General features: G+C 28.0%; 8 protein-coding genes and 2 tRNA genes. 7 read left to right on the top strand and 3 right to left on the bottom strand.

Annotated elements, in window-relative coordinates; all coding sequences use genetic code 11:
* Positions 1–435: 435 nt before the first annotated feature.
* Complete coding sequence (gene ppa, locus KTT71_RS01405) at positions 436–966, bottom strand: inorganic diphosphatase (RefSeq protein WP_216782692.1); 531 nt, start codon at positions 964–966, stop codon at positions 436–438.
* Positions 967–2693: 1727 nt separating this feature from the next.
* Between ppa and KTT71_RS01400 the strand changes: the two genes are divergently transcribed.
* Both KTT71_RS01400 and rpmG read left to right on the top strand, forming a co-directional pair.
* Positions 2694–2782: transfer RNA gene (locus KTT71_RS01400), tRNA-Ser, on the top strand.
* Positions 2783–4465: 1683 nt separating this feature from the next.
* A complete protein-coding gene (gene rpmG, locus KTT71_RS01395) occupies positions 4466–4633 on the top strand; it encodes a 50S ribosomal protein L33 (RefSeq protein WP_216782691.1) in 168 nt (55 codons plus the stop codon).
* A gap of 199 nt (positions 4634–4832) precedes the next feature.
* Here rpmG and mgtA read toward each other — a convergent pair whose 3' ends face one another.
* Complete coding sequence (gene mgtA, locus KTT71_RS01390) at positions 4833–7532, bottom strand: magnesium-translocating P-type ATPase (protein ID WP_216782690.1); 2700 nt, start codon at positions 7530–7532, stop codon at positions 4833–4835.
* A gap of 3625 nt (positions 7533–11157) precedes the next feature.
* On the opposite strand from mgtA, the gene rfaD reads away from it, so the two are divergent.
* The 5 genes from rfaD to nfuA all read left to right on the top strand — a co-directional run bounded on the left by rfaD (position 11158) and on the right by nfuA (position 17618).
* Entirely contained in the window at positions 11158–12105 is a 948-nt protein-coding gene (gene rfaD, locus KTT71_RS01385) for an ADP-glyceromanno-heptose 6-epimerase (protein ID WP_216782689.1), read from the top strand.
* A gap of 15 nt (positions 12106–12120) precedes the next feature.
* Entirely contained in the window at positions 12121–13185 is a 1065-nt protein-coding gene (gene waaF, locus KTT71_RS01380) for a lipopolysaccharide heptosyltransferase II (RefSeq protein ID WP_216782688.1), read from the top strand.
* Positions 13173–14153 (top strand): lipopolysaccharide heptosyltransferase RfaC, encoded by a 981-nt coding sequence (rfaC, locus tag KTT71_RS01375; protein WP_216782687.1) that lies wholly within the window; start codon positions 13173–13175, stop codon positions 14151–14153. Before waaF ends, rfaC begins: the two co-directional genes overlap by 13 nt.
* Positions 14154–15467: 1314 nt before the next feature.
* Positions 15468–15552, top strand: a tRNA-Leu gene (locus KTT71_RS01370).
* A 1487-nt stretch (positions 15553–17039) separates the two neighbouring features.
* Positions 17040–17618 carry a Fe-S biogenesis protein NfuA gene (gene nfuA / locus KTT71_RS01365; protein ID WP_216782686.1) on the top strand — a complete coding sequence of 193 codons (579 nt, stop codon included), beginning with the start codon at positions 17040–17042 and terminating at the stop codon, positions 17616–17618.
* A 1372-nt stretch (positions 17619–18990) separates the two neighbouring features.
* On the opposite strand, the gene yidA is transcribed toward nfuA, so the two are convergent.
* Entirely contained in the window at positions 18991–19806 is an 816-nt protein-coding gene (gene yidA, locus KTT71_RS01360; RefSeq protein ID WP_216782685.1) for a sugar-phosphatase, read from the bottom strand.
* Positions 19807–20842: the final 1036 nt, after the last annotated feature.

The raw sequence follows: 20842 nt of genomic DNA, 5'->3' as shown, positions 1-20842 counted from the left end.
TCAATATTGTTTTAATTCAGGGCAACGGTACTATTTATATAGTTTTATCTTTCAAAGAATATGATTCTTATCATTTATGAACTGTAATATCGCATTCTATAGAATGCGATCGCTTTGATAAACTTATAACCTATATAAGATGTCTAATGAAGTATGCTGTTATTAATGCTGAAGCATGATTATAAATAAATTTAGAAAAAATAAAAGAATACTGCTTTAGCAGATACCTATTGTCTTCTGAATTCGTATAATCTAATCAACATGATTTTTTTAATAATACTGTTCTAAAGATATTAAAATAAAATTTATCAAAATTTGATATTTTAGATAAATATCTAATATAATAATATTATTTTTTTATCTTTAAGCTACACAAATTTTTAAGAGATCGGAAAAGAATAAGGTATAATATAGATTGGTCGAGACGATACATGATTATCGTTTTTTAGCACGTTCTAAAGAGGCAATTATTTCAGATTTAGCTGCTTTAACATTATCCCAGCCATCAACTTTAACCCACTTTCCTTTTTCCAAATCTTTGTAATGCTCAAAGAAGTGTAGTATTTGGGAAAGTAATAGTTCAGGAAGATCATTGATATCCTTAATATGATCATATTTTTTTGTCATTTTGCTGTGTGGAACAGCAACTAATTTGACATCTTTACCAGCTTCATCAGTCATTTTTAAAACACCTACCGGACGGCAACGAATAATTGAAGTTGCCTGCAGTGGATGTGGTGTTGGAACTAGAACATCAACTGGGTCGCCATCCAGAGAAAGGGTCTGGTTTATATAACCATAATTACATGGATAGTACATAGCCGTAGACAAGAAACGGTCAACAAATAGACAACCAGTTTCTTTGTCTACTTCATATTTAATTGGAACAGCATTAGATGGGATTTCTATAATAACGTAAATATCTTCTGGAATATTTTTACCAGCAGGAACATTCATTAAGCTCATATCACTATCCTATAATCAAATAAGTACTAAATTCAGCCTATTATGTTAGTAAATCTATATAAGATGTTATATTAGATTACCATAAGAGTCCAAAAAACTTTAGATTTGCTGATTTCACGAAAAGATAAGTTTTATAGCAAAATCATATATTCTAGAAATAACTCATCAAATGTTATGTTAATTCACACCAAATAAGCATTTTGTTTAATCAATCGCTGGTATACTCTTATAGAGGACTTAATGTGATCTTTCATTATATGAAAGATATCTTTTTCTATCATCTGACTATGCATTTTGCAACTGCTATCCCTTTAGTATCCTCATAACCTAAGATAACTAAATATTTATGAATCTACTGTATTTTATATCAGACATAACTAAAAGTTTTACATTAAGATCATTCTTTTTCTTGAGTATAATGCAATACATTAGCAAAGAATATATCTTATAAATAATTTTACTTTTAATTTATAATATACTCTTAGTAAGAAATTGTATGATAGATATTTTGCTATTCAGCATCAGGCCTGAATTTTATGTCATATGTATTCAAAAATTTTATTAGATTATACTAGCAACGTATAGACATTACAAACCACATATTCCTATAATATTATATATTTTTGCTTTGTATTTATTGTCAAATTAGTTACAATTAATAAGAATATATTTTTAATTATAACAAATCATAAAATCTAACATCATGAAATCTAGCTGTAGTATTTATTAAATGCAGGTATCTATTAAACTCTTTATATTTTATTATACATTCTGTATGTTTTTGCGATTTAGGCTTCTATTAATCTAACATCTAGAACATAAACAACTAAATTGTGAATATCATCAAAAAAAGAAAGTACATTCAGTTATGAAGGTAATGTGGATAAACTATTTAATTTTAAATGTATTTATAAATATATAGTTATAGCAACTAAATGATGATTTCTTTCATGATTAACTCTTAAACTAATAAATAATAGCTTTATAAATTTATTAAACATGACTGTATGATCTCATCAGCAATTAATCAGATGTATGTTGTATTAGAAATAAAAATCAGTAATTTGAATTTTGTTATTGGGAAAGATGTTTAAAACAACTACAGTAATTTATTTGTATGGTTTAATATCATCTTTAAAAATATTACTCACCTCATATAACTAAATTTTAGATATAAACTTTAAATACATGATTACAAAAACGAGGTCTGTTCTTACTTATTATTTTAATAAAAGCATTGTTGACATGTAAACTATTACTTATATAATTTATTAGTAATCATTGCACCACAACTATAAAATCATTATAGTATTTTATTTGCTATGATCATTATGAACAACTCGTTTTAAATTCTTTAAGTATATTGGATACTACTATGATTAGTATGGTATGTAATCTACTATTTTTAACTAATTAATTAGAGGCATATCCTCAATATTGTATAACCTTGCTCAAGATCTGTATTAGAATAAAATAAGATAAAAGTTGGCATAGTCATTATAATGATAAAAAACATTTTACGACAAGCTATAAATTAATATATAGCAAAGTCTTGGGTCATTGGCACAAAGTTAGTTTATTAGATAATACAATTTAGCTTATAGGATGCATAATCTTAGCTAAGAAAAAAGCACATGAGCTCTTTATTTCCTGTATATTCAGACTAAGCAAATTTTTTACTTTATCCTATATCATATCAGTAATAACAACAAAATTTGTTATACCAAGGTGAGGTGTCTGAGTGGTTTAAAGAGCACGCTTGGAAAGCGTGTATACGCAAAACGTATCGAGGGTTCGAACCCCTCTCTCACCGCCACATTTAGATTATAGCCAGAATAGATGAATAAATTCATCAGAGTCAAGCGCAATAAAACTTTTAAATTTAGGCATGTATTTTTATTGATAAATAGCAATACAACATTTCATACCTTAATATTAAAATAATAGGCGCTCATTGATTTATGATAATTTAATTTTATAGCCAGAAAGAAAAAACTACTGTTAACTAAAAATTATTCAATAGCCATAATGAATAGCTATAACAATTCCAGTATTTACCCGACTGATTTAAAAATCAGTATCTATATTCAACTAACAAATTAAAGGAATAAATTATTATAAAACTAAAGTATATTTTACTTAAAAGATAATTTTCCTAAATTTAAATATAAATACCTTAAGTTTACAAGGATACTATAAATCCTGTGAAGGCTATTAATAAATAATACTTAATACAATAATAATAAAAAAGATATATTTGGCAGGGGTATGTCATGAAAAATACACAGACATAGGTGCCCTGAGATATGTCATTCAAGAAGTCATTACGTTTTTATCAAACATGCTCTAACTATGCATGAGAAATAATGCATATTATATATCATATAATAATATTATTCATCATAGGACAGCTTATAAACTAACATAATAAAAAATTTTTTATTACTTGCCTAAATATAAGTTAAAAAAAATTAGCAGATATCACAAAATGAATTAAACAAAATATAAATTTTGTTAGTTCTTTCAAGAATATTCAAGAAACTAGTAACTATTTTATTTCTATATGGCACTAGTAAAAATTACTTTTAAATATATAATAAATATTAATGCGAAACAGGTAATAGATCCAACTTAACAAATAATCCATTTCTCTGATTTAATCTTGCTGGATAACATTTATGATTAAGATATGCAAGAGCATTTCAATATAATAAAAGAAAAATAGGATGATATGGACAGAAATAGATATACCATTCTAGGCATATAAATCAATCATCTACCTCTTTTATAATAATTCTTTATAGTCTGTAATATCTTAACTATAATACATTAACTGTTAATTATAAATAAGATCTACCTTACTATTTTTCTGCAATAGATCCTATCCTTGAGCCATTAGTTCATAGAAACCATGCAGATAACAGTAGAAGCATAAATCATAAGAAATATTAAACAATATTCAATATACTAATAATTAATTGTATGATATTCTCTCTTAAGAGAGAAGTGTCGTTCTCCTAAAATAAATTGTATTTAATTACTTATGGATCTTGATAAAGATCTTTGCTAGGTATTTATTAACATTTGAGATTAGGTATTATAAAATAAAGTATTTTAATATATTTATATTCTCTTAATATAATCCATCTCAGCATACTTCATGTAAACAAGATTTTTCCTTAATTTTATGAGGTGCTATAACTATTTAACAAGAGATCAGATCCTCTGTAATAAAAAAGTATATTTTGTTTTTAACATATAAACTATTACAAGAATCATATTGTATTTTAAATAAAAGATTTAGCCGCAATAATGCTTATATATCTTAACAACTAATATATTTTGTACAAACCACCTAACTTTTCTTAAGCTAAAGAAGAGCGGTGCTTTAATATATGAGTATATCTATTAAAGATATAAATATTGGTTATCAAGCACTATCAAAAGAACTTGGTATATGGATACGACTTAAGATAATAATCATACAGGAGCAGAATATATGGGAAAAAGTATTCGAGAAAAGATCAAATTGATTTCATCTGCAGGAACCGGTCACTTCTATACAACCACTAAAAATAAACGTAGCCAACCAGAAAAAATTGAAATTAAAAAGTTTGATCCTGTTATACGTCAACATTTGATCTACAAAGAAGCTAAAATTAAATGACTATGAATGCATACTCAAGAAAATCTAGAGCAATCTTTTTTCTTGAGTATCAAGACATTTTCATGACTTTACAAATATATCTAAATAATAAATCTTATGGTATTGCAATAACAGGCTTATAAATAAGCTAGTTTAACTTTGCTCTTCTAGTATTTTCAAAATCTTTAGCAATAAAGATTTGATCAATTATGATATTCTATCAGAACCACTGCCTAAAACGATTTATATAAAAGATCTTTATCATCTGAATAAAAATGCAATAACTAAACAGTGTAATTAATAACCATGAAAAATACTCCCACGGCATAGGTTGCAAACCTAATAAGCTACCAAAAGAGGAGAATGGAATATAAATACCTAATACCATAATTAGGCCAGTGATCATCATGACCGGTAAAGTTGCAGAACTTTGAATAAAAGGAATTTTATTAGTGCGCAGTATGTGTATACTCAACATCTGTGACAGCAAACTCTCTATAAACCATCCAGATTGAAACAACGCTTGATGTTCAATACTATTGGCTGTAAAAATAAACCACATAATAGCATAGGTAGTAATATCAAAAACAGATGACGCAGGTCCAATCCATAGCATAAAACGACTAGTATTTTTTGCCTCCCATTTGCAAGGTTTATTCAAAAAATTCTTGTCCATTTTATCACATGGGATTGAAATTTGAGAGATATCGTACATCATATTTTGCAACAAGAGTTGGATTGCAAGCATTGGCAAGAATGGAATAAAAGCGCTTGCGACCACAACTGAAATTACGTTACCGAAATTAGCACTAGATGTAATATTTAAGTACTTAATAATATTACCAAAGGTTTCACGTCCAATAATCATCGCCTTTTCTAATACCATCAGATCTTTTTCCAATAAGATAATATCAGACGATTCTTTCGCTATATCCGTTCCAATATCAACCGCAATGCCAACGTCAGCATATCGTAGTGCTGGTGCATCATGAATCCCATCACCTAGGTATCCAACGGTATGACCATTACCCATCAGTGCTTTTAAGACGCGAAATTTTTGCAATGGTGCTAATTTAGCAAATATACTGCGCTTTTCAACGATCAGGGAAAGTTGCTCGTCGCTCATTTTTTCAATCTCATAGCCCAATAAAGGCTCAGATAGATCTAAACCGACATCAAGGCAAATTTTGAGGGTAAGAATATCATTGTCACTAGTTAACACTTTGATCACTACACCTTTTTTATGCAATGCAGTAATTGCTGCTGCAGCAGATGCTTTTGGTGGATCTAGAAACGCAAGTAAACCACATATTACCAAATCTCGTTCGTCTCTTTTTTGAAGTGGTAATGTAGAGCCCTCAATTCCTAAGTCACGTATCCCAACTACCAGTACTCGTAAGCCTTGTGCATTATATTGAGCAGCTATTTTTAATAGTTCATCACGCAACTTTTTGTCAAGGGGTACAATGTTATTTTGTTCTAAAACATAACGAGCAACCTCAAGCATCTCTTCAACTGCACCTTTACAAATGAGAGTATGCATTTTCTGTTCATTACTGACCACAATAGATAGACGCCGACGCATAAAATCAAAAGGTAGCTCATCAACCTTAATAAATCTTAATATACTTTTAACCTTAGGATGTGATTGAATAAATTGGATTACAGCTTTATCCATGAGATTTTTTATCCCACTCTGATGATAGCTATTGAGCCATGCTAACTGCAATACTTTTTCACTCTCATACCCATGAATGTCAACATAATATTTAAGAACAATAGAATCCTGTGTTAAAGTACCAGTTTTGTCTGTGCAGAGTACATCCATCGCACCTAATTTAGGTACTGCATTCAAGTGCTTCACAACAACTTTATGACGAGACATCTTACTAGCACCCTTAGTAAGATTAGAACCAATAATGATAGGCAACATTTCAGGCGTTAATCCTATGGCAACAGCTAAAGCGAATAATGTTGCCTCAGACCAGGAGCCTTTAGTAAAAACATTAATTACTAGAACAACCAGAAATATTACTGTCATAAATCTAATCAGTAGCCAACTGATGCTATTAAATCCCTGATCAAAATAACTTTTAGAACCAATTCCGGCGATAGACTTAGCGATTGAACCAAAATATGTTCTTGAACCTGTCACAACAACGATAGCCTTGGCAGTTCCTCTCGTAACGTTAGTTCCCATCATGCATATGTCAGAGCGATCGAATAATTTATCGGTCTTTTTGATAGATATCCTTTTCTGAGGTTTAGTAGCTACTTTATATTTTTCAATAGGGATACATTCACCTGTTAAAACTGACTGATTCACGAATAAATTCCTGGACTCAATCAATTTAACATCAGCTGGAATGAAGTCTCCAGCGGAAAGAAAGATTATATCGCCCGGCACTAGTGCGTGAAGAGGAACGTTTTGATATTCTTTTTTTACTTTGAGACCGTCTTGACGCATTACTTTTGCTGTTTTTTTCACCATATTTTTTAACGAATAAATAGTTTTATTATTGCGTAATTCCTGGCAAAAAGATATTAATCCACTAAAAAATACCATTGTTAAAAGCATGATTACACGAATCATGTCTGGTTCTTTACTATCTGTTATAGGTAAACAATAATTAGTAAATAAGATGATTAAAGCAACTAGAATAAGTATAAAAATAAATGGATTATTAAATGCGCGTATGAATTGCATTACAATAGATCTTGAGGTTTTATAGTGAACCTGATTAGGTCCTATTAACATGAGACGCTCACGAGCATCTTCCTCCTGTAAACCATTGAGGTCAGCAGAAAGGTTGAGAATGGTTTCGTCTAGGTCGAAGCCAGACTCATAACGAAGATAATTATCTTTTTTATTATTTTTATATTTCCATATTTTATTTGAATAATCAATTAGTTGGGGCATAACAAAGACTCATAACTTATTGTAGAACTTAGAGGAAACCTTCAATAAAAGCGATTTTATTACTAACAATATTAATTAGGGGAAGACAAGCAAAGTATGGATAACATCCTGAGACAGTATTATTCTAAGTAAGTAGATGCATGCAACGTAGATAGAATTATTTTGACCGTCCTAGCACACATTAACTGCTTATAGTTTACAGAAAATTTAAATTAAAATATCTTACCTAAGAAATATTATGAGCATGAGATTATTTTAATGTTATCATACTAATACATTTTTAAATAGATTTCTCTAAATAATAATAAGTAACTCTAGATCAATAGATAAAGTAAATACATTGGAAAGATAGCTATTATTAATAATTGTACATTACTAATACCGCAATTTTACTAACTACTAAAAGCATATTAAATAGGAGTTTAAAATTTAAATAATAACTGCAGGGATATACTTCTATAAGAACAAAAGATGAATAAATTTTATTTGGTCGAATATTTTCGTAATTTAAATAGATAATGATTAAAAATATAGTAAGCAAATCATTTAGAGTAAATTATTCTTATTTCTTAAGAAATTACTGCTATAATTTACTAATCATATATCTACATCAATTAAATGCTAAGATTATAAGATCGACTGAGATTAATCTATATAATAATAAGATAAAGATATAAAATCAGTTATTCTTATACCAAGAGCAATAAATATTAAGATAATCTTAATATCGCTAAAATATATCCTTATTTAATCATCTGTATAAGAACATATTGATATAATAATATTAATTATGTTTGTTTTTCTTTTTTATGTATTATGGCTGCATGAGTTTAATATCTCATAATTTATATAACAGCACTCAGCAGATACTTAAAATCTATAACCACTTCTTGAATATAATTTACTATTATTGACTAATTTATAGCACATAAACTTAAATTTTAATAAAACAGTATGTTGTGTCTAATTATTTCAAATGATATTACTTCTTTTATTGTTCAATAAAATAATATGCTATATCATGGATTATATTATTAATAGTTTATCTTCTTAAAAAAGACTTATTTGAATAATACCTATTTCATAAATATCTTATAACTTATTATTAATATTTCTAGCTTAAACTTTTTTATATTTTATCTAATAGAGATTGATCAGCTCATATGTATTAATAGAAAATTTCTTACTAAATAACTTCCTTAGATATCTAAGAGTTTTTTAGTTTATTTGTGCAAGCCTTTTAGATCTTATTAATCTAATTTTTTCTTATTCACATTTATTGCCCTTAAAGTACTATATGATTTATATTTATATGTCTATTTAGTATTTTACTACTATATATTACCTCTTTTTGAGCTCTACATCTTATATTATTTCTTGCTTTCTAAGCATTATTTGTTAAAAATAAATTTTAGCAGATTATTTTAGTGAATCATACTAGAGTTCTGTAATATATAGTAATTGGATTATGGTAGGTATCTAATTAATTTTTCGGCTATTTTAAGAAAAAGATATGAAACAACATAGAAATTTATTTGCCATAATGATTCCTGAAAAAAATATTGCTATTGATAATTTTACTTATTTAAACTAGTGAAGAATCACAATACTAGATTATATTATAGCCATATAATTTTATTAGAATATTAAAGAGATAACATGCAGGCAGAAGATATCATGAAACCTTAAAGTGTACCATGAATGGTAAATAAAAAATTATTTGTCACAAAATAAATCAATTCTATCTTATTAAGATTGTGTTCACGCATAAAGTATCGTAATTAAAAATTACTTTATATATTAGAGCATTCCTTTAGTTTTTTAGATCAGAATATAAATCTTTGATCAAGATTTTCTAGCAATGTTAATAGTGTTATTAAATAGTTTGATCTTCTCTCTGAATTACAGATTATCTCTATAAAAGATTCATAGTTAAAATAAACGTATAGTTAATAGACGTAACATAAGTAATTTTTTTGACTGGGAAGCTTACAGCTTATGTTGTTCCCTTATTGTACTAGAATGTTATAATATAGAGCACTATCTTTCAATATACTTATCTCTATATAGCAGGTATTTTGTAGTCAGTGCATTGTTATCATCATTGTATTATAAAATATTCTGTTTAAGAGATTCATGAATAAAATAATTTTTTAAGCATATAAGTTACTGCTAAAGAATTTTGTTTCAAATGAAATTTTGATCATTTTGGATAAAAAATGCTATTCTAATTTTGAAATTTTCAATAGAAATAAATATATTCATTTAGGATATATAAGATATAGCAAATCTTTAATATATTTTCTTTTAGACCTCGTAAAATCTACTGCTAAAATTAAGAGATAAGCAGAAAATAAAATTATAAATAGAAAGTATTCTTCGCATCATGTATCAGCATTTACTACTTATGAATTTTTAAAAATATTTGCTATTCTAAAAGAAATTTTTAATAGAATATTAAAAATATTTTAATTATCTTACTCTGCATTAGTGTGATGAGTTAGTATAACGATACATTAATTTAATCAGATTTATGCCTATCAACCCTATAATATCAGAAGCTAAAACTATTATTATAAAATAATATTGCTTATGATATTTAGAATGTTCAAGTATTCATACAATAAAAATTATTCCATAATATTTTTAGTACTCAAAAATAGTAGAAATAGTAGAAATAGTGATTTATTTGAAGAATATAAAAATTAATCAAAGGCTTATCTTGATACAACAAGTCTATCTATAATTTAATGGTGTCATTTATTTTCTTGAGATAGATAGCTATCTATCTCAAGAAAATAATAAGTTAATAAAACTACATGCAATAATACTCTCAGATAGCCAATAAAAATAAGAATTGGTATGCTCCTTCTTAAGTATATTCTTTAAAGCATTTATAATACAACGAAGAGTCAATTTAGACTGAATTGAACGCGATGTTAGTGAATTTTGCTGAATTATATATCTATATATTAGTACGATAATCATCGTATAATATCTATACTTCTTCTGGGAATAGTAATACAGATATTATCTGAGAAGTTTTCTAATAAATATAGATTCTTTCTTAAGTCTATCGTTTTTTCTCTATAAGTAGCTAAAAATATTAAATATGAGCTTAAAACAAAGAGATATATTTAATAATAATATTTTAGCTATCGGATCTCACTACTGCAATTAAAGAAATTTATAGAATAATATTTTTATTTTTATTTTTATTAGCAAGTGCGCACACAGTTTAAAGAAATAATCATGACTAAATAAAAACTATATTGAAACAAATTTTTAAGCATTAAAAACATAAAATATTACAAGAAATAACAATTAAACTATCATTATTACACGAATTATACTTTAAGATCTCATCTGTTAGACGAAGATCTTGTTAAGATCTGGCCGTCTAATATTGTTAGAATGGTTATTTACATAATAATTTAAAATTACCGTCATTTCATAAAAGTGCGTAGATGGAGATATAGAGGTTCATAGAGTATAAGCAATAAACACAGTCATATGTCATCAACGTTATTTGTTAATAAAACCTAATTAGGTAGTGAAATGACCATTATCAAGTTATGTGGATCTTTTGATCCACTATACATTCTATTGATTATAAGGTGATCTGATGATTATTGTAACTGGTGGCGCTGGCATGATAGGAAGTAACCTCGTGAAAGCCCTGAATAATATTGGATATACTGATATTATTGTCGTTGATAACCTTCAAGATGGTAGCAAATTTGTTAATTTGGTTGATCTTGAAATAAGTGACTATATCGATCAAAAACAATTTATAAAAAAAGTTATAAACAACAATTATTTAGAATCCATAGATGCTATTTTCCATCAAGGAGCCTGCTCATCTACAACCGAATGGGATGGTCGATATATTATGGAGAATAACTACCAATATTCTAAAACATTATTGCATTTCTGCCTGAAACGTCATACTCCATTTCTTTACGCATCTTCAGCTGCTATTTATGGTCTTGCTAAATATTTTAAGGAAGATCGTTCATTCGAAGAACCTTTAAATGTTTATGGTTATTCTAAATTTTTATTTGACCAATATGTTCGTCATATTCTGCCAAAGGTAAAATCACAGGTGTGTGGCTTACGTTACTTCAACGTTTATGGTCCGCGTGAGGGACATAAAGGCAGCATGGCTAGCATTGTGTTTCATTTGAACCATCAAGCTAGAAATGGCGAAGATCAAAAATTGTTTGAAGGCAGTGATATTTTCAAACGTGATTTCATCTATGTCACAGACGTCGCTGATGTAAATCTATGGTTCTGGCAGCAGGGAATCTCTGGTATCTTTAACTGCGGCACCGGACGCGCTGAATCTTTTAAAACTATTGCTGATGCTATAATTGCATATCATCATAAAAGCAGGATTACTTATATCCCTTTCCCAGACAAACTAAAAGGTCATTATCAAATCTTTACCAAAGCTGATCTCAGTAAACTACGTATAGCAGGTTACGATCAATCATTCAAAACTATCACAGAAGGCATCAGAGAATATCTTTTATGGCTGAATACAAAGCCTAAAAATTTGCGTGAATCATAAGGAAGAGAGCACAGCATGAAAATACTTATCATCGGACCTTCATGGGTAGGAGATATGATAATGTCGCATAGCTTGTACCGAACCTTAAAGGATCAAAATACTAATACTAAAATAGATGTTATAGCACCTGACTGGTGTCGTTCCTTATTATCTCGTATGCCGGAAGTCAACAAAGCTATTGATATTCCCTTAGGACATGGAACACTAGCGCTTACCAAACGTTATCGTTTAGGGAAGAGTTTGCGTGATAGTGGTTATGATCGTGCTTATATACTGCCACATTCATTCAAATCAGCTCTAGTGCCATTCTTTGCCCGGATTCCATTCAGAGCTGGATGGAAAGGTGAAATGCGCTATGGATTATTGACTCATGTATATAATTATCCACAAGAAAAAGCATTACCTCTAATGGTAGAACGATACATTGCATTAGCCTATCCACAACAGCATATTAAGTTAGCAAAAACCCTATCTAAGCCTTTGTTATTGCCAAAAATACGCTTGTCTGAGCAAGAGATTGAAGAAACTGCAGATATTTTTAACCTAAAAAGCAATCGTTCTATCATAGGGTTATGCCCAGGAGCTGAATTCGGACTAGTAAAACGCTGGCCGCATTATCACTATGCTAGTCTATCACAGAAACTTATAGATCAAGGATATAGGATAGTCTTATTTGGATCAGCTAAAGACCACCCAATAGGCACAGAAATATGTAATGCGCTTACTAAAAATGCTCGAGAGCACTGTTTAAATCTTGTAGGACAAACAAATTTAGAGCAGGTCGTTGCATTGATTGCAGCGTGCGATGCTATAGTTACCAATGACTCAGGTCTAATGCACGTTGCTGCCGCAGTCAATAAACCTCTAGTTGCCCTTTATGGCCCTACTAGCCCAGATTTCACCCCGCCATTATCCCCAAGAGCAATAGTGATCCGTTTGATTACAGTTTCTTATAAAATTTGTCAGAAAGATATTAATCAGCAATATCATCATAGTCTGATCGATATCAAGCCTAATACTGTTCTTCGCGCATTGCAGAAGTTATTAACAAAGGATTCACAGCACTCATGCACGTTCTGATTGTAAAAACCTCATCAATGGGAGATATTATAAATACTTTACCAGCACTATCAGATGCTGCACATGCTATTCCAAACATTAAATTTGACTGGGTAGTAGAAGAGGATTTTGCGCAAATTCCATACTGGCACCCTGCTGTTAACCGAGTTATCCCTGTTGCTTTTCGTCGCTGGAGAAAAAACTGGTTTTCTACAACAACTCGTCAAGAGCGTTATAATTTTAGAAAAGAAATTCAGTGCCGTCACTACCATGCTGTTATTGATGCTCAAGGCCTGATGAAAAGCGCTGCTCTAATTACAAGAATTGCAAAAGGACCAATTCATGGAGAAGATTATAGGAGTTCTCGGGAACTTTTTGCCAGTTGTTTTTTTACACATACCTACCGCATAAGCAAAAAAATACACGCCGTAGAAAGAATACGTGAACTCTTTGCGTTTAGTTTAAAATATAAAAAACCAGAAAGTATTAATAATACTATTCCTCTAGAACTATTTCTGAAACGTTTGCCACCAGATTATGACCGTTATCTAGTTTTTCTTCATTCAACAACACGTAATGATAAGCACTGGCCAACACAACACTGGCGTGATCTAATTGCTCTAACTGAATCTACAGGAATTAAGATTAAACTCCCCTGGGGCACTAAATATGAACAGGAACGCGCTATGATCTTAAAAGAGGGTTTTCAGAATGTAGAAGTTTTACCACGATTATCCCTGGAGCAGGTAGCAGAAGTCATTGTAGGAGCAAAGGCACTAGTATCTGTAGATACAGGTCTGAGTCATTTAGCTTCTGCTCTTGATCGCCCAAATATAACGCTATATGGTCCAACTGATCCGCAGCTAATTGGAACTTATGGAAAAAATCAGATCGTATATTGTTCTGCGAATAAAAAAATGAGTGAATTAAGACCTAATATTGTCATTAAATTATTACTATATATATTGTATCTTAAAGGAACTCTATAGAAAGATAGAATATCATTGTATGATTCTATAGTGCCCAAAAGAATGCCCTGCAGCAGCCATTATTTCATGTTCTTCTATGTTGGAAGAATATATCTTAATTATTTTTATAAAGTATTTATGCCCATGTTTCCAGAAATAGAAAAAATTATCTTATTAAGATAATAAATAATTCATGAAAATATAATTATTACTATACTCTTAGTCATAGTGTACTAGAAAGAATCAGAATCAAAATAATTAATATTTTATGAAGACACTCATTATTTTATAATATCTTAACAAAAGGTATTACAATAATTTTAAACAGTTTTATATTATCTAACTCTTAGCTATTCCTTATTTAAAATATTGTCAATATATAATATCCAAGAAAAAATTAGGATAGTAATTCATACTTCTTTAGTATTTATTGCGGATACTATAATATTAAGAGATATATTGTAGTAATTTTTTAATTCTTTATGCCATAAAGATTTTACTTAAATAACTAAAAATAAAATATAAACATGAAATATCACTATAATTTTTTAAAAAATTATAGTGATATTTAACAAATAAAAGATATATTATTTTATATTATTAATATAAGATAGATCTACAGATAATAAATCCTTATGACTATAGTGTAAGGGGAGTTACATCAAATCTAATATAAAATATTAATTACTAAATTTATCATAGCACTATTATGCCAAAAGCTAAAAACAATTATATTAATTATTTAAGTGAATTAAGTGGCATAATAATATCTTTTACAATATATTTTATTGGAATAAATTACATTTATCATTTGTTGTGCTATAAAACTAATAAACTTCTATTGAAATTTTATATAAAATCAGACAAAAATGATAGCATCATGTCCTTTATAAAGTTTCTTTCCAGAAATATATTAAACTTACTGTAAGTTTATCCCTGCTCTTTTAGATATTAACTGTCAACTAGATAACTATAAGCAGTTATAAGAGTTACATAATAAATGATAATATATCAGAACAAATAATTTTATATACTGTATCAATCTTCTACTAGTTAGAATGGTATGCTATAATACTAGCAAATATCGTCTGATATATTTTTAATATTTAAACCTAATGGTATTAGTTAATAAAAACAATATCTGCTAACATCTCAAGAGATACATAAAGCAAAATAAACAAACCTCGGTTTATATTTTAATTGTTGCCTTAAATCATCTGTTATATCATAATTACGAGATGCAACAGTTAGCTCTTTACAAAAACATTTAATTTACATAAAATTAATACGATATCATATAAGATGATAAGATTAATTTTAATATTAATGCTCTATGCCGAAATGGCGGAAGCGGTAGACGCAGTTGATTCAAAATCAACCGTTGAAAAACGTGCCGGTTCGAGTCCGGCTTTCGGCACCAGTAATCTATAAGATAAAACCGCAAGTACTTATTAGACCTATAAATTTATCTAATTTTATGGCTGCAAGTATACATCATATTATAGAACAATTAGGTATACTACAGAGCGTATTTGCTAATCCTGATAATAAAAATTTAAGCTGAATAAGAGAAACAGCAAAGAGTTTATGGACCCTTATCGTTCAAAAATTCATCATCTTTTAGAGATGCAATGTATTTAATATATCAATGATCTAATTATGCTATTAGGTTATATACTCATAATAGAACGAACTGCATCTATTTCCTTCTAGATACTTACTATAAATAAGCGATAAATAAGCGATAAATAAGTATAAATACAAGCAGAAACTAAGATTTAAACTATAAATAATATAGTTAATTAACTAAAACAATTTCTAAATATTTTTTAGAATCTATATATTGCATATGCTGCAATATATTCATAAAAAATAGAACAGACCTTTAGTGCAAAATAAACGATTTATTAAAATAGTGTAAGCTATTATATATTCATGAATATTTCTATTTTAGAATGTAATATAGTACATACTATAGCTATTATAGACGATGCAAGATTTTAATCTAAAATAAAATTATTTATCTAAAGACGTTTTCTAAAATAGCATGTAATTAAATGATAATTTAAAAATATAGAGATAATCATGATAACTTCATTATCATCAGGATCTGATCTAAAAATTTTTTATTTATAAAACACATGACATAAAAAATTTGTATAAATTATACAAATTTTTTATGAATACTTAGAGCCAACATGTATTTAAAACTTAGTTACAAACAGCTAAGGAAGATAAAATGAAATAAGATATATTTATTAAATAAAGCTCAAATGCTAAAAATGATAGATATCATATGAACCATATCATAACTACATAATGATATCATCTACATGATTACTTGCCAATTTTTATCAATGAGATTATATTTAACATATTTTTATGTAATACTTATAAAATTCTGTAATTCTGATAGTAATGGTATTACTTAGCTTAATTTTAATAGCTGAATAAGCGATACAATATTACTCAATATGATCATCACATATTAAGAATAAAATATCTGTTTAATACAGATCGTATTTTATCTCATTCTAATATAATTCATCAACATAGCAATAAAAACATATTTTGTAACAAATAACATTTATCAGATAAAATCTTCTATAAGATTTTCTTATTAATAGCAAATCTAAAATATAAAAATATTTAAATACATCAGGAATAATAATGTTTCTCAATAAACTAAATAATGCGCACAAGTAGTACTTAGTATGCTAATATAAAAATATTTGCTAAACTGCTTAAACATCTATAAATTTATTACCACAGAGCTACAATTATAGATAAATTGCCGATTCTTAATAGAGAAAATATATTACAAGCTATATCTATTTATTAAAGTGCGTTAAATTTTTTACTTCACATAATATAAATAAGCAGATAAACTAACTATCGAGTAATACTATGATTCATATCACAGATCCTGCCCAGGAGCACCTTTCCCGTCTGCTATTAACACAAAAATCAGGAACCCAAATACGTATTTTTATTAGTAATCCAGGTACCTCAAGTGCAGAGTGCGGAATTTCATATTGTCTACCAAACACAATAAAAGAAAGTGATACCAAGTTAGATTTTAAAAAAATATCGGCCTACATTGATGAGATAAGTGCACCATACTTAGAAGATTCTGAAATAGATTTTATTACTGATCAGCTAGGATCTAAGCTCACTCTCAAAGCTCCTAAAGCTAATATGCATAAATTAGATACAAATACTTCATTGAGCACACGTATCAACTATGTACTCCAATATCATATTAACCCCCATCTAGCAGACCATGGTGGCAAGGTAAATCTTATAAAAATAACCTCAGACGGCATTGCTATTCTGAAATTTGGAGGGGGATGTAATGGTTGTTCAAGGGTGAAGCATACGTTAAGAGAAAGCATTGAAAAAGAGCTATTAAATCGGTTCCCGCATGAACTACAAGGAGTACAAGATTTAACAGAGCACGAGCGCGGAATACATTCTTACTACTAATTATGCTAGATAATCTAGTAGTGGAGTATTTACTAAATTAATTTTAATGATCAATAAAATTTTACTAGCTAAGAAAGAAGGTCCTAATAATGTTAGGACTAACTATCGAAATCTTAATTCAAGAAATAAGGATGATGTAATTAAAATGTATCTTCATGTAGTTATCATGAAAGAAGCAAGATGCCTTTATTTATTACCAATATTATTAATTTATAAAAATTTTCAAGTGAAATATATAGCTTTAAGCATCTAAGAACAATTCTCTAGAAGAAAGAGAGAGCACTAAAAAGGTTCTATGCCTAAAATTTATACATGAGAACAAGATAAATTTTATTACCTTATAAGATTATTAATTAAAGAAAATCAGAGTATGATTAGAACATCATCGTTTCAGTATAAAGATTTTGGATTAAAAATAGCAGACTTTATATGCAACTATGCAAATAAGCGCATCTTTTCTCTTATCTAACTTATAGAGACCATAGAAAAGTCAATATTAAAAGATCGTATTATTTATGCTCATTAATCAATCAGCAAAGATAATTTAATTGGTTCCTCCATCTTTATAAATAAAAATATATAGATAATCTTATGTATTATTTTTTGTATCAGTTAATCTCTAAGCTGCTATTGCATTTTTCTGGATGGATACTTATTATCTGATCATTAAAAATCAACAATAAATAATCTATATGAATCTATGATTAAATAATAAGATAAAGGAATTAATATATTTAATAAAGTTATACTTCATGGTACGATATTTAGAATGTTATATTAATCTTGTAATATTACTCACAGAAAGCACAGTGTTCAAAATATTTTAGCAGAATATATAAGTAGCTAAATACCACTTAGTAGTTATATAGCCTGAAAAATTTTTTAATAATTTTTATTGAAACTTGATATCAGCAATTTTATTACACACTAGGAATATTTAAAGAATAATACAAATACAATAATAAAGTTCAATAAAATTCATTGATTCAATTCTAAAACTTTACATTTAATAAAATTAAATGATATCAAAAATATAATTGCATGAAAAGTTATATAAAATGCATCAAAAATATTAATTAATTAATATTACTAAAATATGAACTTAGATGCAAAAAGTTATTGTTTATAACAGCAAACCAGCTTAAGTTACCCAAAATAAAATTATTAGCATAAATACCATGTAATTACTTTCAACATCTTACAGATCAAATCATCTTGTCATGATAAATTTTGGACAATATAACAATTGTGCACTTTAATAGTTAACTTTTTATAAAAATAATACAGCAGGTTAACTATTATATTTTAGTTTTGTATAATTGCTTACACTCACTTAATGATAAGGCTTTAGCAAGTATAATCAACATAATATCTATTTATGAAATAACAACTTGTTAATAGCTATCATAACACCATCTTCTTGATTGTTATTAGTGACAAATTGAGCTGCTTCTTTAATTACATATTCTGCATTACCCATAGCAACGCCAATACCTGCATATTTTATCATTGCTAAGTCATTCTCGTGATCACCAATGCTCATCACATTTTCATGTGAAATATTTAGGTACCGAGCAATACGCGAAAGACCTTTCCCTTTATCTGCCTCTTTATTTAATATCTCCAGGAAATAAGGACTACTCTTCATTATAGTATAGAGTTTATAGATCTCTTTTGGAATAAGGTCAATAGCTGCATCAAGTACTTCTGGTTGATCTATCATCATTACTTTTGGGAATCTTATTTTTTTATCCATTTCATTAGAAGGACAAAAATGAAGTGGGATACCTGTGATAAATGATTCATAAATAGTATATTTACTTATATCACGATTTGCTGTATAAAGCTTATCGTAATCAAAAGCATGAAAATGTGCGCCAACCCGATGGGATAGTGATTCTAGATATAGATAATCATTATGATCTAGCAAAGTCTCAAACAATGGTCTCCCATTGTCTGCATGAACAATCAAAGCACCATTATTGCATAGGCAGTAGCAACCTGCTTTATTTAGTTCTAACTCTTGCAAATATTTTTTGGCGCCAATAAATGGACGACCAGTCGCTAATAATATATGCACGCCATGAGCTATAGCCGATAAGATGGATTCCTTTACTCCTGGTGTAATCATAAGATCATTATTAAGAAGTGTGCCATCTAAATCTATGGCAATAAGTTTAATAGACATCAGATGCTCCTTAGAATTCATGAGAATATTATATATTAAAGCAACTTAAAGTAATTAAGAACAGTACTCTATAAAAGCATGGTTTGTATATATCAAATCTTATTTTTTATTATCAGATATTATGCATTTTGATATCAGAGTAATCAATATATAGCATGTTATCACAGCTAACAATCACAGAAATACCAAGAAAATATATTAAAATTGTAATTTTCAAATATATCAGTAAAACATATCGCAATTTACGCTGATTATTATCTCAATGCCTTAAAGGTATAAAAACATACTTCTTAAAAAATAATATTTGATCTTTATATAATATATTAATTCAACCTAAATTGATATGCTATGATAGCAACCAAGTAATCTGAATAATAATGATAAATATGTTGTACATAGCATAGAAAAGCTTCTTAATTAAGATTAAGGATATTGATATGATATTCACAAATATAGATATATCAGGATGATATTATTATTATTTTCATGAGTGATGGTATTAATTATACACAAGATGTCTATCTTTTCATCTATCTTGCTTGAAGAAAGCAAGATAGATGTTATAAGCATAATTGCGATAGTAAATAAAATTTATTATTTTAGATTCTAATAGATAAAAAATAAAATTATAAAAATCTTTCCAAAAATTTTTTTATATTAAATTTTACTAAATAATCAAGAATATTATCAATCTTATATTTTACCCATCTAGCAGAGTATTCAAAGAATACACATATCTCACAAAGATAATAAAAGCTTATTCTTGTATCTAATTCTAAAATTAATAAATTGATAGGTACAAAAAATGCATGAAGCCTGCAATCAGGAGAGGAAGAAAAATTGTATATTTAGTCATTTGATATTACTAATTTTTTATCTTTGGTCTAAGATAATATGGCACTAACAACGATAAAGATATATTCTTCTATGTAAACTGCATTATTTGCGCAATCCTTCTCATTATTGAGAAAAATGCCATACTAAAAATTATACTATATGCTAGAACCATAAGTTAAAATCTAAGAAATTTCAAAAT

The sequence above is a fragment of the Candidatus Profftia tarda genome (assembly GCF_904848675.1).
In the GTDB taxonomy this organism is placed as follows: domain Bacteria; phylum Pseudomonadota; class Gammaproteobacteria; order Enterobacterales; family Enterobacteriaceae; genus Profftia; species Profftia tarda.
This window is presented reverse-complemented; position numbering and strand designations above follow the sequence as displayed.